Below are 14,330 nucleotides of genomic sequence, written 5' to 3' on the forward strand. Positions count from 1 at the left end.
CCGCGCGCTCCCGGACAGCCTGATGCGTCGACGTACAGGGGGTTGGCGCCCGGCCGCGCGGGCGAGACCTCCGTCACTGGGGACGGAGGGCACAAACAGGGGCGCTGGTGCGTTTACCAGCGACACGAACAGTCTCCGTAGACCGCAGGGGTGAAAAGACAATGGCGACCGACTACGACGCACCGCGTCGCAGCGAGGCGGACGAACTCGCTGAGGACTCCCTGGAGGAGTTGAAGGCGCGGCGCAACGAGACGCAGTCCGGGGTCGTCGACATCGACGAGGACGCGTCCGCCGAGAACTTCGAGCTGCCGGGCGCCGACCTGTCCGGTGAGGAACTGACCTTCAAGGTGCTGCCCAAGCAGGCCGACGAGTTCACCTGCTCGAAGTGCTTCCTGGTGCACCACCGCAGCAGGCTGGCCGAGGAAGTCAACGGCCAGTACATCTGCCGCGACTGCGCCTGACACCGCGCCACACCTGCCGCGACTGGCCCTGACCAGCGCGGACAGTCGACCGGACCGAGCACGACCCGTTCCTGGGCGCTCACCCCAACCGCCGGGGTGGCGCCCAGACGCGTTCGAGGGGTCGGATGCGAGCAGTCCTCGCGTCCGCCCGATCAGGCGGACTTCGCCGCCTCCAGCGCGGCCACCAGCTTCTCCGGCGACCGGACGCTGAACAACCAGTACGGCGTCGGGTCGGCCGGGTCCTCCAGGGCCACCTTCACCACCGGACCGATCCACCCGCGGTGCGCGACGAACGCCGCCGGGTCCAGGTTCGGCCCCATCGCCTTGCGCTTGGTCTTCGCGTCGAACACCTCGACCGCGCCGAGCAGGTCCACCGGCACGTGCGCGTCACCGACCCGCAGCTCCCCGCCGGACACCTCGACCTTGAGCGAGCCCATCCGCCACAGCAGCAGCAACGCCAGCGGCACGGTCACCACGTACGGCAGCCACGACCGCACGCCGGGGAACCCCATGTGGATCTCGGCGGCCAGCAGCACCGCCGCGGCCAGCGGCAGCGGCCAGCCCCACCAGGGCACGAACAACCGCTCCCGGAAGGCGATCGGGGCGGTCACAGCACTCTCGCTCACGCCACCAGGGTAGTCTCGCGCGCCGTGCCCAGCGTCGAGGTCCTGCTGTCCCGGCTCGATCCCTCCGTACCGCTCCCGTCGTACGCCAGACCCGGCGACGCGGGCGCCGACCTCGTGACGACCACCGACGTGGTGATCGAACCGGGGGAGCGGGCCGTGGTCGGCACCGGCATCGCGATCGCGCTGCCCGAGGGGTACGCGGGGTTCGTGCACCCGCGCAGCGGACTGGCCGCCCGGGTGGGGCTCAGCGTGGTCAACACGCCCGGCACGATCGACGCGGGCTACCGGGGCGAGATCAAGGTGTGCCTGGTCAACCACGACCTGCGGGAGCCGGTCGTGCTCTCCCGCGGCGACCGGATCGCCCAGCTGGTGGTGCAGAAGGTGGAGCACGCCGTGTTCCGCGAAGTCGACGAGCTGCCCGACTCGGCGCGGGGCGCGGGCGGCTACGGCTCTACTGGCGGGCACGAGGTGCTCGCCCGGACGGAGGGGTGAGGGCGAGATGTTCGGAAAGCGCCGCAAGCGCGGTAGGCACTCCGCGAACCGGGGGACGGCGCCCGAGGTCGAGGTCGACCTCGACATCCCGGAGGTCGGCCCGTACGACTCCGAGCACGCCCCCGACGACGGCCTGAACCGGCTGGACCTGGGCTCGGTCCTGCTGCCGGTGCCCGAGGGCGCGCAGCTCCAGGTCGAGATGGACCAGGCCGGCGCGGTGCGCGCGGTGCACCTGCTGACTCCGGTCGGCCAGCTCACCATCAGCGCGTTCGCCGCGCCGAGGACCGACAGGCTGTGGCCGGAGGTGGGCGCGGAGCTGATCACCCAGCTCAAGGGCGACGGGTTCCGCATCAACCGCGAGAACGGCCAGTGGGGCGAGGAGATCACCGCCCGCAACAACGAGGTGTTCCTGCGCTTCGTGGGCGTCGACGGCCCCCGCTGGATGCTGCGCGGCGTGGCGGCGGCCCCGTCCGAGCAGCAGGGCGAGCAGGCCGGGTACGCGCTGTACGAGCTGATCAAGCACACCGTGGTCAAGCGCGGCGAGCAGCCGATGCCGGTCCGCACGCCGCTGCCGATCGAGCTGCCGGAGGCCATCGCCCGGCACATCGCGGCCCAGCAGCAGCAGGGCTAGGCGTTCCGCAGCGCGTCGAGGGCGGCGCGGCCCAGGGCTTCCCGGTCCGCGCCCACCTCGGCCAGCGTGGTCGTGCGCAGGGCTGCTCTGGGCAACGCCGACACCCACTTGCGGGCTACCTCGAACGGGTGGACCGGGTCGTCCGTGCACGCGGCCACCCCGACCGGCACGTCCAACCCCCGCAGCTCGGCCACGGTGGGCGCGTCCGACGAGGCGGCTTCCCGAAGCACTCCCGCCAGCGCCGCCCCGTACCGGGGCCACGCCCGCCGCAGTTCGTCGCCGACCCACCCCTCCACCCCGGCCACCGCCGCGTCGACCCCCTCCGCCGACACCACAGCGGCACTGGCCGAGGCCGCCAACGCCGCCGGCGCTCCATCCGGCTGCCCGGTCCACGCAGGCAGCACCGCCAACACCCCCGCACACCGCGACGGATTCCGCACCGCCCACCGCGCCGCGATGTGCGCCCCCAGCGACACACCCCCGACCACCAGCGGTTGTCCGTCGTAGGCGGCGTCCAGTGCCGCGAAGTGCTCGTCGACCGACCGCGACTCGGGCGCGACGAGCGCGAAGCCGGCGGCGGCCAGTGGCCGGGCGAACACGGAGCGCACGAACACCTCGTCGGAGGCGGTGCCGGGGAGGAGGACGGCGGTGGCGGAAGTCATCGAGTGAACATCCTCCCCCAGTCGGATACCCGGTCGGGTGTACCCGGTTACCCTGGCCTCGTACGGGCCTCACAGCCGAGGTCCACGGAGGAGCACCCAGGAGTCGGGGATGACTGGAACTGGGGGCGGCTACTGGCGCCGCCTCGTGCGTCGGCTGACCACCGACGTGAGCGAGCTGGACGCCGACGACCTCTCGCGAAAAGCCGTGGAGGTCGGCGCCGTCCGGGCGTGCGACTGCAAGTCCGGCCAGGAGGTGACCGTGCTCGGGCGACTGCGGACCGTCGAGCTGTGCCCCCGGGACGCCGCCGCGACCCTGGAGGCCGAGCTGTACGACGGCACCGAGGGCGTGACCCTCGTGTGGCTGGGCCGGCGGCGGATCGCCGGCATCGAGCCCGGTCGGACCATCAAGGCCCGTGGCCGCATCGCCGTGCGTGACGGTCGCAAGGTGCTCTACAACCCCTACTACGAGTTGCAGACCGCTTCATGACCTCAACCGAATCAGAGAAGCAGCCGACCCTTCTGGAGCAGATGGGCGGGGTCAGCGGCCTGCTCTTCTCGTCGTTGCCGGTGGTGGTCTTCGTCCTGGTGAACGCTTTCGCGGGGCTCATGCCCGCGATCTGGAGCGCGCTGGGGTCGGCCGTGGTCATCGGCATCGTGCTCGCCATGCGGAAGGGCAGCGTCCAGCCGGCCGTGTCCGCGGTGTTCGGCGTCGGCATCGCCGCCTTCATCGCCTACCGGACCGGTGACGCCAAGGGATTCTTCCTGTTCGGCATCTGGCAGAGCCTGGTCTACGCGGGCGTCTTCGTGGCCTCCATCCTCGTCCGCTGGCCCCTGGCCGGCGTGATCTGGAGCTTCCTCAACGGCCAGGGCACCGCGTGGCGCAAGGACCGGGCGTCGGTCCGCGACTACGACATCGCCACGCTCGTCTGGGCGCTGGTGTTCGGCTCGCGCTTCGTGGTCCAGCGCTGGCTCTACGACGAGGCCTCGGTCGGCTGGCTGGCCGCCGCCAAGCTCGCGATGGGCTACCCCCTCATGGCCGTGGCCCTGATCGTGACCGTCTGGGCCGTCCGCCGCTCGGACAAGCGCCTCAAGGCCGCCCAGGCCAAGGAGGAAGAGGAGAACAGAGCCGCCGAAGCACGGCTCCGCTCCCAGTACGACTAGCCAGTTCCTTCGCTAGTCCTTGCGCCCGGTGACGGCCACCGTCACCCCGAGCCCGATCATGGCGAGCCCACCGGTGCCCCCGACCAGCGCAAGCCGCTTGGGCGACCGCGCGAACCACCCGCGCGCGGTCGCCGCGGCCAGCCCCCACACGCTGTCGGACACGACGGCGATCACGTTGAACACCAGCCCGAGCACGAGCATCTGCACCACGACGTGCCCTTGAGCCCGGTCCACGAACTGCGGCAGCACGGCGGCGAAGAACACGATCGTCTTGGGGTTGGCCACCCCGACCGCGAACCCTTCCCACAACGTCCGCCAGACACCCCGCGCGACGCCCCCACCCCCGTCGAACGAGGCGACCATCGCCCCACGCTCCCGGAACGCCTTGACCCCCAGGTAGACCAGGTAGGCGGCCCCCGCCAGCTTGAGCACGGTGAACACCAGCACCGACCGCTCAACGACCGCGCCGATCCCCAGCGCCACCGCCACCACCAGCGCGTACGCCCCGAGCGTGTTCCCGAACACGGTCATCAGCGCGGCACGCTTGCCCTGCGCCAACGCCCGTCCCACGACGAAGAGCACGCTGGGCCCGGGGATGATGATGAGCAGGAACGACATCGCCGCGAAGGCGAGCAACCGATCAGTGGACACCATGCCGGGATGCTAAGCGCCCACCAGCACGAACTCACCCGGGTTTCCGCCCACCGCAAGCCGGCCCCGCAGGCGCATCAGTACCCGAGCGCCGACCGGATCTCCCGCTCCACATCCGCCGCCGCGACGAAAAGCAACTCGTCCCCACCCTCAAGCGTGTCATCCGGCGTCGGGACGATGACCCTGCCACCCCGCAGAATCGTCACCAACGCCGCATCCCGCGGCAAATCCAGCGAATTCACCGGCGACCCGGCCAACGGGGTGTCATCCGGCAAGGTGATTTCCACGAGGTTCGCCTGCCCCTGCCGCAACGTCAGCAACCGCACCACGTCACCGACCGTCACCGCCTCCTCCACCAGCGCCGACAGGATCCGCGGCGTGGACACCGCGACATCGACGCCCCAGGACTCGGTGAACAGCCACTCGTTGTTCGGGTCGTTGACCCGCGCCACCACCCGCCGCACCGCGAACTCGGTCTTGGCCAGCAACGACACCACAAGGTTCACCTTGTCGTCGCCGGTAGCCGCGATCACGACATCACACAACTGCATCCCGGCGTCTTCCAAAGAAGACAGCTCGCAGGCATCCGCCTGGACCCACTCCGCCTGCTCCACCGTGTGCGGCTCGAAGTGGTTCCGGTCCCGCTCGATCAGCATCACCTGGTGACCGTCGGCCACCAGCTCCGCCGCGATGGACCGGCCGACAGCCCCCGCCCCAGCGATCGCGATCCGCACGTCAGGCCTCCTCAGGGGCATGGGCCGCCGCCGCGGCCACATCGGTCACCGTGCCGGACAAAGCAGCCACGTAAACGACGTCGTCCGCCTGCAGCACCGTCTTCGACTCCGGCAGCACGCCGGTCCCGAACCGCATGATGAACGCCACCCGCGCCCCCGTCGCCTCCTGGAACGAGCGCACGGAGTGCCCCACCCAGCCCTCGTCCAGCTCCAACGGCAGCACCGCCACCGCGCCGGACGGGTCGCGCCACGCCGTCGCCGCCCCCTCTGGCAGCAACATCCGCAGGAACCGGTCCGTCGTCCAGGGCACGGTCGCCACGGTCGGGATGCCCAGCCGCTCGTACACGGCGGCCCGCTTCTCGTCGTAGATCCGGGCGACCACGGCCTCCACGCCGAACGTCTCCCGCGCGACCCGCGCCGAGATGATGTTCGAGTTGTCGCCGCTGGACACCGCCGCGAACGCGCCAGCCCGCTCGATGCCCGCCTCGATGAGCACCTTCTGGTCGAACCCGTTGCCGACGACCTGCTGGCCGTGGAAGTCCGCACCCAGCCGCCGGAACGACTGGGCGTCCTTGTCGATCACCGCGACCTGGTGGTCCAGGCGTTCCAGGGCCTTGGCCAGGGAGGATCCCACCCGGCCGCACCCCATGATCACCACGTGCACGAAAGCCTCCTGAACGACGCCTGGGGAGAACCTACCGACGATTACTCCGACCAGGGGAGGAGGACCCCTTACGCTTTGCACCCGTGTCCAAGCTCGCAACCGCGGCCAAGCGCCTCCTGGTCGGCAGGCCCTTCCGGAGCGACCGTCTCGCCCACACGCTCCTGCCGAAGAGAATCGCGCTGCCGGTGTTCGCCTCGGACGCGATGTCCTCCGTGGCCTACGCGCCGGAGGAGATCTTCCTGGTCCTCTCGGTCGCGGGCCTGAGCGCCTACGCGATCGCGCCGTGGGTCGGCATCGTCGTCGTCATCGTCATGCTGACCGTGGTCGCGAGCTACCGCCAGAACGTGCACGCCTACCCGTCCGGCGGCGGCGACTACGAGGTCGCCACGGTCAACCTCGGCCAGAAGGCGGGCCTCACCGTGGCCAGCGCGCTGCTGGTCGACTACATCCTCACCGTCGCCGTCTCCATCTCCTCCGCCGCGGCGAACATCGGCTCGGCGGTCCCCTTCGTCGCCACCCACAAGGTCGAGTTCGCGGTGGTGGCGATCGTCGTCCTCACCGCCATCAACCTGCGCGGCATCCGCGAGTCGGGGGCGGCGTTCGCCATCCCGACCTACGCGTTCATGGTCGGCATCCTGGTGATGATCGGCTACGGCCTGGTCCGGGGCGTGGTCCTGGGCGACGACATGCGCGCCGAGAGCGCGGGCTTCGAGCTGCGCGCCGAGGACGACCACCTCCTGGGCCTGGCGTTCGTGTTCCTGGTCCTGCGCGCCTTCTCCTCCGGCTGCGCGGCGCTGACCGGCGTGGAGGCCATCTCCAACGGCGTCCCGGCGTTCCGCAAGCCGAAGTCCCGCAACGCCGCCACCACGCTGCTGATGATGGGCCTGATCGCGGTCACCATGCTGATGGGCCTGATCGTGCTGGCCCAGATGACCGGTGTGAAGATGGCCGAGGACCCGGCCCACCAGCTCGTCGGCGCGCCCGAGGGCTACGAGCAGAAGACGATGGTCGCCCAGATCGCGGGGGCGGTGTTCGAGGGCTTCCCGGTCGGCTTCTTCTTCATCACCGCGGTGACCGCGCTGATCCTGGTCCTGGCCGCGAACACCGCGTTCAACGGCTTCCCGGTGCTCGGCTCGATCCTCGCCCAGGACCGCTACCTGCCCCGCCAGCTGCACACCCGCGGCGACCGGCTGGCGTTCAGCAACGGCATCGTCTTCCTCGCCACCGCCGCGATCATCCTGGTCATCGCGTTCGACGCCGAGGTCACCAAGCTCATCCAGCTCTACATCGTGGGCGTGTTCGTGTCGTTCACGATGAGCCAGGCCGGCATGATCCGGCACTGGAACCGGCTGCTGGCGACCGAGACCGACCCGGCCGCCCGCAACCGGATGCGCCGCTCGCAGGGCATCAACGCGTTCGGCCTGTTCATGACCGGTTCGGTGCTCGTCGTCGTGCTGATCACCAAGTTCACCCACGGCGCGTGGATCGCCATCGCCGCGATGGCCGCCATCTACGCGCTGATGACCGCGATCCGCCGGCACTACGACCGGGTCGCCGAGGAGCTGCGCCAGCAGGAACGGCAGAAGCTCCTGCCCGCACGCAACCACGCCATGGTGCTGGTCTCCAAGCTGCACATGCCCACGCTGCGCGCCGTCGCCTACGCCAAGGCCACCCGCCCCGACGTGCTCGAAGCGGTCACCGTCAACGTCGACGACGCGGACACCCGCCGGCTGGTCGCGGAGTGGGAGAAGGAGAACTTCAAGGTCCCGCTCAAGGTCATCGAGTCGCCCTACCGGGAGATCACCAAGCCGGTGCTGGACTACGTCAAGCGGGTCCGCACCGACAACCCGCGCGACGTCGTCACCGTGTTCATCCCGGAGTACGTGGTCGGTCACTGGTGGGAGCAGTTCCTCCACAACCAGAGCGCGCTGCGGTTGAAGGGCAGACTGTTGTTCCAACCCGGGGTGATGGTGACGAGCGTGCCGTGGCAGCTCGCGTCGTCGTCCAAGGTGACCGAGAAGGACGTGATCGCGCCCGGAGCCATCCGGCGCGGCCTGGACAAGCGCGGCGGTAACGAGAAGTGACGGCCACCTGGAAGCAGCGGCTCATCGAGGTCGAGGTCGGCGCGGTCGCCCACGGCGGGCACTGCGTCGCCCGGTACGAGGGCCGCGTGGTGTTCGTCCGGCACGCCCTGCCCGGCGAGCGCGTGCGCGTGCGGATCACCGAGGACACCGGCGGGTCGTTCTGCCGGGGTGACGCCGTCGAAGTCCTCCAAGCCTCACCTGATCGGGTGGAACCGCCGTGTCCGTTCTCCGGGCCGGGGCTCTGCGGCGGCTGCGACTGGCAGCACGCCTCGTGGGAGGCGCAGCGCGAGCTGAAGGCCGCCGTGGTCAGCGAGCAGCTGCGCCGGCTGGCCAAGCTCGACTGGGAGGTCATCGTCGAGGACCTGCCCGGCGGCCCCACCGACTGGCGCACCCGGATGCGGATGGCGGTCGGCCCGGACGGCCGGCCCGGGTTCCGCGCGCACCGCAGCCACGACGTGGTCCCCGTCGACCACTGCGTCATCGCCGCACCCGGCGCCCTGGACCCGGTGGTCGGCCGCACCTGGCCGCCCGGCTCCGAGCTGGCGGTGACCCGCGACGCGGGCGGGCAGGTGCACGTGACCGAGATCGGCCCGCCGGTCGTGCGGCGCGGCCGACCCGTCCCCGGACCGGTCAAGCGGCGCAAGGGCAGCGGCACCGCCACCGAACTGGCCGCCCACCGCACCTGGAACCTCCGGGCCGACGGCTTCTGGCAGGTCCACCCGGCCGCCGCCGACACCCTGGCCGCCGTGGTCCGCGCCTGGGCCGACTGCCACCCCGGCGACCGGGCCTGGGACCTCTACGGCGGGGCGGGGCTCTTCGCGTCCGTGCTGGCCGAGCAGGTCGGCCCGGAGGGCTCGGTGGCCGTGGTCGAGTCCTCGGTGGGCGCGGTCGAGGACGGCCGGGTCAACCTGTCCGACCTGCCGCAGGTCGGCTGGCACCCGGGCCGCACCGAGCAGGTGCTGGAGACGCCCGAGTTCACCGACCTCCCGCCGGACGTCGTCGTGCTCGACCCGCCGCGCAAGGGCGCCGGCCGGGTCGTGGTGACCGCGATCGCCCGGAGCCGACCCGCACGTGTGGTGTACGTCGCGTGCGACCCCGCCGCCCTGGCCCGCGACATCGCCTCCTTCGCCCACCACGGCTACGAGTTGACGCAGCTCAGGGCGTTCGACGCGTTCCCGATGACCCACCACGTCGAATGCGTCGCGCTGCTGGAACCCGTTCGCTGAGCAGCGTCTCAGCCTCTGGTCCGTAGACTGGCCGGACGATCGGGGAGAGAAACCACAGGCGAGGTGGAGCGGTGGGCTTGCTGGAATCCGTGCACGGACCGGCGGATCTGAAGCGGCTGGAGCACGACGAGTTGGTGCGGCTCGCCGAGGAGATCCGGCGGTTCCTGGTCGACAAGGTCTCCCGGACCGGCGGCCACCTGGGACCCAACCTCGGCGTGGTCGAGCTGACCATGGCCGTGCACCGGGTGTTCGACTCGCCGCGCGACCCCGTGGTGTTCGACACCGGCCACCAGAGCTACGTGCACAAGATCCTCACCGGCCGGGCGGACGGGTTCGACACGCTGCGCCAGAAGGGCGGCCTGTCCGGCTACCCGTCGCGCGCCGAGAGCGAGCACGACGTGGAGGAGAACAGCCACGCCTCCACCGCCCTGTCCTACGCCGACGGCCTGGCCAAGGCGTTCCAGCTCACCGGCCGCGGCGGCCACGTCGTCGCGGTCGTCGGCGACGGCGCCCTGACCGGCGGCATGTGCTGGGAGGCGCTGAACAACATCGCCGCCGGCACCGACCGGTCCGTGGTGATCGTGGTCAACGACAACGGCCGGTCCTACTCGCCGACCATCGGCGGCCTGGCCGACCACCTCGCGTCGCTGCGCCTGCGGCCCGGCTACGAGAAGGCCCTCGAACGCGGCAAGAACGCCCTCCAGAACGCCCCGATCGTCGGCAAGCCCCTCTACGCGGCCCTGCACGCGGCCAAGCGCGGCATCAAGGACGCGCTCAGCCCGCAGGCCATGTTCGAGGACCTGGGCATGAAGTACATCGGGCCGGTCGACGGGCACGACATCGTCGCCCTGGAGTCCGCGCTGCGCCGCGCCAAGTCCTTCGGCGGCCCGGTCATCGTGCACACCGTGACCCGCAAGGGCATGGGCTTCGCCCCGGCGGAGAACCACGAGGCCGACCAGATGCACGCCACCGGCGTCATCGACCCCATCACCGGCGAGAACGTCGGCCCGTCGAAGCGCACGTGGACCCACGTGTTCGCCGACGAACTGGCCGCGCTGGGCGGCGAGCGCTCCGACATCGTGGCCATCACCGCCGCCATGCGCGGCCCGACGGGCCTGGACAAGTTCGCCGGCCTCTACCCCGACCGGTGCTTCGACGTCGGCATCGCCGAGCAGCACGCCATGACCTCGGCGGCGGGCCTGGCGATGGGCGGGCTGCACCCGGTGGTCGCGGTGTACGCCACGTTCCTCAACCGGGCGTTCGACCAGCTGCTGATGGACGTCGCCATGCACAAGCAGGGCGTCACCGTCGTGCTCGACCGCTCCGGCATCACCGGCCCGGACGGCGCGTCCCACCACGGCATGTGGGACCTGTCGATCTGCGGCCTGGTCCCCGGCATCCACGTGGCCGCCCCGCGCGACGCCGCGACCCTGCGCGAGGAGCTGCGGGAGGCGGTCGCGATCTCGGACGCGCCCTCCGTCGTGCGCTACCCGAAGGCCTCGGTGGGCGAGGACCTGCCCGCTGTCGAGCGCATCGGCACGGTCGACGTGCTCAGCCGCTCCGGTGACGACGTCATGCTGGTGACCGTGGGCGCGTTCGGCGGCCTGGGCGTGTCCGCCGCGCAGCGCCTGGCCGACCAGGGCATCGGCGTGACCGTGGTCGACCCGCGCTGGGTGTTCCCGGTCTCCGCGGACCTGGTGACCCTGGCCGCCCAGCACAAGCTCGTGGTGACCGTCGAGGACGGCGGCCGGCACGGCGGCTTCGGCTGGGCACTGGCCGCCGCGCTCCGCGACGCCGGCGTCGACACCCCGCTGCGCGACCTGGGCATCCCGCAGTCCTTCCACCAGCACGGCGAACGCGCCGAGGTCCTGGCCGACCTCGGCCTCACCGCGCAGGACGTGGCTCGCCGCATCACCGAGTGGGTCGTCGCCTCCCAGCCGGAAGAAATCGACGCGACTGTGGAGAAGTAGGGCCGCTACCCTTCCTCCCGCCCGGTCAGTGGCCCGGACGGCGTTGCCGCTCCGGGTTCCGCGATCGCAGCCGGGCGCACTGGTAACCGCGCTGTCAACGCGAATCAGGGGTTCGACTCCCTTACCTCGCCGCGACCCCGGCCGAGCACCGGGTGGAGGGCTCTGCGGGCTTCGGGCCCCCGCCCGACACCCCACGGCCGGGGTCGCGGTCCGCGTTCGGAGCGTCTTCGGGAGGAGGGGGATGTGAAGCACACGCTCATGCCGTGGGAACGCGGCGTGCACTTCAGCAAGGGCTCCGTGGTGGGCGAACTGGGCCCCGGCGAGCACCGCGTCCCGCGCCGCGACCTCGTCCAGCGCGTCGACGTCCGCCCCCGCTCCCACACCCCCGCCTGGCAGGACATCCCGACCGCCGACGGCGTCCTGGTCCGCGTGACCCTCGTGATCACGTGGTCGGTCGACGACGCCACCGCGTTCGTGGTCACCGCGCCCAACCCCGAGCACGAGCTGCACCTGGTCTTCCAGCTCGCCCTGCGCTCCGCCGTGCTGGGCCGCACCCACGACCAGGTCGACCCGGACCGCGACGCCATCGCCGCGGAGGTCTTCGAGGCCGTGCGCCCCCGGGCCGCGTCGCTGGGCGTGCTCGTCGCGTCGGTCGCCGTGCGGGACGTCGTGATGCCGCCCGAACTGCGCAAGGCCGCCCTCGCCGAGATCGTGGCGCGCGCGGAGGCCAAGGCGGCTTTGGAGCGCGCACGGGGTGAGACGGCCGCGATGCGGTCACTGCTCAACGCCGCCCGCCTCGCCGAGGACCACCCGGCCCTGCTCCGGCTGCGCGCTTTGCAGTCCGCGCAGACCGTCGTGGTCGAACAGCCGTCCTAAGCACGCTCTCAGGGATCTGTGGCACCTTTGTGAGGTGCGCATCCTGGTAGTCGAGGACGAGGTGCCGCTGGCCGACGCGATCGCGCGCGGCCTGCGGCGCGAAGGCATGGCCGTGGACGTCGCCTACGACGGCGAGACCGGCCACGAGAAGGTCTCCGTCACCCGCTACGACGTCGTCGTGCTGGACCGCGACCTGCCCGGCATGTCCGGCGACGAGCTGTGCAAGGAGATCCTGGGCTCCGGCGCGCTGACCCGGGTCATGATGCTCACCGCCAGCGCCGGCATCGACGACCGCGTCGCCGGCCTGTCCCTGGGCGCCGACGACTACCTGGCCAAGCCCTTCGCGTTCCCCGAGCTGGTCGCGCGGGTGCGCGCCCTGGCCCGGCGCGCCACCCCCGCCACCCCGCCGCTGCTCACCGCCCGCGACGTCGAGCTGGACCCGGCCCGGCGCACCGTGCGGCGCGGCGGGCAGCCCGTCGAGCTGACCCGCAAGGAGTTCGGCGTGCTGGAGGTGCTGCTGGCCGCCAAGGGCTCCGTGGTCAGCAGCGAGGAACTGCTGGAACGGGTGTGGGACGAGAACGCGGACCCGTTCACCACGACCGTCCGGGTCACCGTCATGACGCTGCGCAAGAAGCTCGGCGAGCCCGGCATCATCGACACGGTCGTCGGCTCCGGGTACCGCGTGCCCACCGCCGGCCTGCCTGAGTGACGCCGGCGCTGCGCCGCCGCGGGCCGGGTCTGCGCACCCGGCTCACCCTGCTCGCCACCGGGCTCGTGGCGTTCGTGTCCGGACTGCTCCTGCTGCTGGGCTGGATGCTGGTCGGCCGGGTGGTCGCGTCCTCGCCCCGGTTCCCCGAGGGCAGCACGGTCGTCGTGGACGGCGTCGAGGTCGACTCCGGGGTGCTCGCCGACGCCCTCGGCCAGCAGGCGCGCGACGACGTGCTGCGGTCGGGGACGATCGCCTTCCTGTGCGTGGTGGCCGCCGCCGCGCTGCTCGCGTGGACCATCGCCGGCCGCGTCCTCCAGCCCGTGCACGACGTGACCGACGCGGCCCGGCGGCTGTCCGCCGAGTCCCTGGGGGAGCGGCTGCGCCTGGCCGGCCCGCGCGACGAGGTCGCCGAACTGGCCGACACGTTCGACGAGATGCTGGACCGGCTGCAGGCCGCGTTCGACTCGCAGCGCCGGTTCGTCGCCAACGCCTCCCACGAGCTGCGCACGCCGCTGTCGGTGATCCGGACCGAGCTGGACGTGACCCTGTCCGACCCCGACGCGGACGAGGAGGAGCTGCGGCGCATGGCGTCCGTCGTGCGGTCGGCGACCGAGCGGGCGGAGCAGTTGGTGAGCGCCCTGCTGCTGCTCGCGCGCACGGACGGGCTGGGGTTGGCCGTGCGGGAGCCGGTGGACCTGAACGCCGTGGTCGAGTCCGCGTGGAAGGCAGTGCGGGCGGAGGCAGACGAGCGCCAGGTCCGTGCGTCGTTCGTGACCGCGCCCGCGCCCGCCGTGGGCGACCCGGCCCTGCTTGAGCGGATCGCGGGGAACCTGCTGGAGAACGCCGTGCGGCACAACGTGCCCGGTGGGTGGATCGAGGTGCGCACCGAGGGCGGGCCGGAGTGGACGTCCCTGCGGGTGTCCTCGTCGGGTCCGGTCATCGCGCCGGACCGGGTGGAGGAGCTGTTCGAGCCGTTCCGCCGGGGCGTCGCGGACCGGACCGCGCGCACGGGGACGGGACTGGGGTTGTCCATCGTGCGGGCCGCCGTCGCAGCTCACGAGGGTCGCGTGCAGGCGTCCGCCATCCCCGGCGGCGGCCTGTCCGTGGCGGTGCACCTGCCGTGCGCGCCCCGCTGAAAAGTCGTTCGGGTGGCCCCGGTCACACATGATCCGGTTTTGGGTCGACTGCACGTAGTCCGACCTGCGAAGACGGTGCCCCAGGACCCCGATTTGTCTCCGCGTTGGGCGGGGTGTAACTTTCTCTCTGCCAGCGCGGAACGGGCCGGACAGACCGGAACGGAGCGCGGCGCACAAGCCCCGGAGAAAGTCACTCGGATCGAGTGGGTTGCGATGGTGAGCGCGTGTTCTTTGAGAACTCAACAGC

General features: G+C 71.7%; 16 protein-coding genes and 1 tRNA gene. 12 read left to right on the plus strand and 5 right to left on the minus strand.

Going from position 1 to position 14,330, the window contains the following annotated elements:
* Positions 1–161 precede the first annotated feature (161 nt).
* Positions 162–461: a DUF4193 domain-containing protein gene (locus RIN75_RS21395; protein WP_121003693.1), complete on the plus strand. Its 300-nt coding sequence runs from the start codon at positions 162–164 to the stop codon at positions 459–461.
* Positions 462–613: 152 nt separating this feature from the next.
* Here RIN75_RS21395 and RIN75_RS21400 read toward each other — a convergent pair whose 3' ends face one another.
* On the minus strand, positions 614–1,087 hold the full coding sequence (locus RIN75_RS21400; protein WP_309113760.1) for a DUF3093 domain-containing protein: 474 nt from the start codon (positions 1,085–1,087) through the stop codon (positions 614–616).
* Between the two features lie 24 nt (positions 1,088–1,111).
* Between RIN75_RS21400 and dut the strand changes: the two genes are divergently transcribed.
* Together dut and RIN75_RS21410 are read left to right on the plus strand one after the other, a co-directional pair.
* Positions 1,112–1,579 carry a dUTP diphosphatase gene (gene dut, locus RIN75_RS21405; protein WP_309113761.1) on the plus strand — a complete coding sequence of 156 codons (468 nt, stop codon included), beginning with the start codon at positions 1,112–1,114 and terminating at the stop codon, positions 1,577–1,579.
* Positions 1,580–1,586: 7 nt separating this feature from the next.
* Entirely contained in the window at positions 1,587–2,210 is a 624-nt protein-coding gene (locus tag RIN75_RS21410) for a DUF3710 domain-containing protein (protein ID WP_309113762.1), read from the plus strand.
* Here RIN75_RS21410 and RIN75_RS21415 read toward each other — a convergent pair.
* Positions 2,207–2,872, minus strand: coding sequence for an alpha/beta hydrolase (locus tag RIN75_RS21415; protein ID WP_309113763.1), 666 nt, complete (start codon positions 2,870–2,872; stop codon positions 2,207–2,209). The genes RIN75_RS21410 and RIN75_RS21415 overlap by 4 nt on opposite strands.
* A 109-nt stretch (positions 2,873–2,981) precedes the next feature.
* On the opposite strand from RIN75_RS21415, the gene RIN75_RS21420 reads away from it, so the two are divergent.
* Together RIN75_RS21420 and RIN75_RS21425 are read left to right on the plus strand one after the other, a co-directional pair.
* Positions 2,982–3,359, plus strand: a complete 378-nt coding sequence (locus tag RIN75_RS21420) for an OB-fold nucleic acid binding domain-containing protein (RefSeq protein WP_309113764.1) — start codon at positions 2,982–2,984, stop codon at positions 3,357–3,359.
* Positions 3,356–4,033: a DUF3159 domain-containing protein gene (locus tag RIN75_RS21425; RefSeq protein WP_309113765.1), complete on the plus strand. Its 678-nt coding sequence runs from the start codon at positions 3,356–3,358 to the stop codon at positions 4,031–4,033. The genes RIN75_RS21420 and RIN75_RS21425 overlap by 4 nt, the downstream gene beginning before the upstream one ends.
* Positions 4,034–4,045: 12 nt before the next feature.
* Here RIN75_RS21425 and RIN75_RS21430 read toward each other — a convergent pair whose 3' ends face one another.
* The 3 genes from RIN75_RS21430 to RIN75_RS21440 form a co-directional block, all read right to left on the minus strand.
* Positions 4,046–4,687 (minus strand): LysE family translocator, encoded by a 642-nt coding sequence (locus RIN75_RS21430; RefSeq protein ID WP_309113766.1) that lies wholly within the window; start codon positions 4,685–4,687, stop codon positions 4,046–4,048.
* A gap of 74 nt (positions 4,688–4,761) precedes the next feature.
* Positions 4,762–5,418, minus strand: a complete 657-nt coding sequence (locus RIN75_RS21435) for a TrkA family potassium uptake protein (RefSeq protein WP_309113767.1) — start codon at positions 5,416–5,418, stop codon at positions 4,762–4,764.
* A gap of 1 nt (position 5,419) precedes the next feature.
* A complete protein-coding gene (locus tag RIN75_RS21440) occupies positions 5,420–6,124 on the minus strand; it encodes a potassium channel family protein (protein WP_375295998.1) in 705 nt (234 codons plus the stop codon).
* A 41-nt stretch (positions 6,125–6,165) separates the two neighbouring features.
* On the opposite strand from RIN75_RS21440, the gene RIN75_RS21445 reads away from it, so the two are divergent.
* The 7 genes from RIN75_RS21445 to RIN75_RS21475 all read left to right on the plus strand — a co-directional run bounded on the left by RIN75_RS21445 (position 6,166) and on the right by RIN75_RS21475 (position 14,083).
* A complete protein-coding gene (locus RIN75_RS21445) occupies positions 6,166–8,166 on the plus strand; it encodes an APC family permease (protein WP_309113769.1) in 2,001 nt (666 codons plus the stop codon).
* The gene (locus RIN75_RS21450) at positions 8,163–9,392 is read left to right on the plus strand and encodes a class I SAM-dependent RNA methyltransferase (RefSeq protein ID WP_309113770.1); all 1,230 of its coding nucleotides are present in this window, start codon (positions 8,163–8,165) and stop codon (positions 9,390–9,392) included. The genes RIN75_RS21445 and RIN75_RS21450 overlap by 4 nt, the downstream gene beginning before the upstream one ends.
* Before the next feature lie 71 nt (positions 9,393–9,463).
* On the plus strand, positions 9,464–11,362 hold the full coding sequence (dxs, locus tag RIN75_RS21455; protein ID WP_309113771.1) for a 1-deoxy-D-xylulose-5-phosphate synthase: 1,899 nt from the start codon (positions 9,464–9,466) through the stop codon (positions 11,360–11,362).
* Between the two features lie 73 nt (positions 11,363–11,435).
* A tRNA-Ser gene (locus RIN75_RS21460) sits at positions 11,436–11,494 on the plus strand.
* Between the two features lie 111 nt (positions 11,495–11,605).
* Positions 11,606–12,238, plus strand: coding sequence for a slipin family protein (locus RIN75_RS21465; protein WP_309113772.1), 633 nt, complete (start codon positions 11,606–11,608; stop codon positions 12,236–12,238).
* A gap of 34 nt (positions 12,239–12,272) precedes the next feature.
* Positions 12,273–12,947: a response regulator transcription factor gene (locus tag RIN75_RS21470; protein ID WP_309113773.1), complete on the plus strand. Its 675-nt coding sequence runs from the start codon at positions 12,273–12,275 to the stop codon at positions 12,945–12,947.
* Positions 12,944–14,083 (plus strand): HAMP domain-containing sensor histidine kinase, encoded by a 1,140-nt coding sequence (locus RIN75_RS21475; RefSeq protein ID WP_309113774.1) that lies wholly within the window; start codon positions 12,944–12,946, stop codon positions 14,081–14,083. Before RIN75_RS21470 ends, RIN75_RS21475 begins: the two co-directional genes overlap by 4 nt.
* Positions 14,084–14,330: the final 247 nt, after the last annotated feature.

Origin of the sequence: Saccharothrix sp. (genome assembly GCF_031180885.1) — a bacterium.
Lineage (GTDB): Bacteria > Actinomycetota > Actinomycetes > Mycobacteriales > Pseudonocardiaceae > Actinosynnema.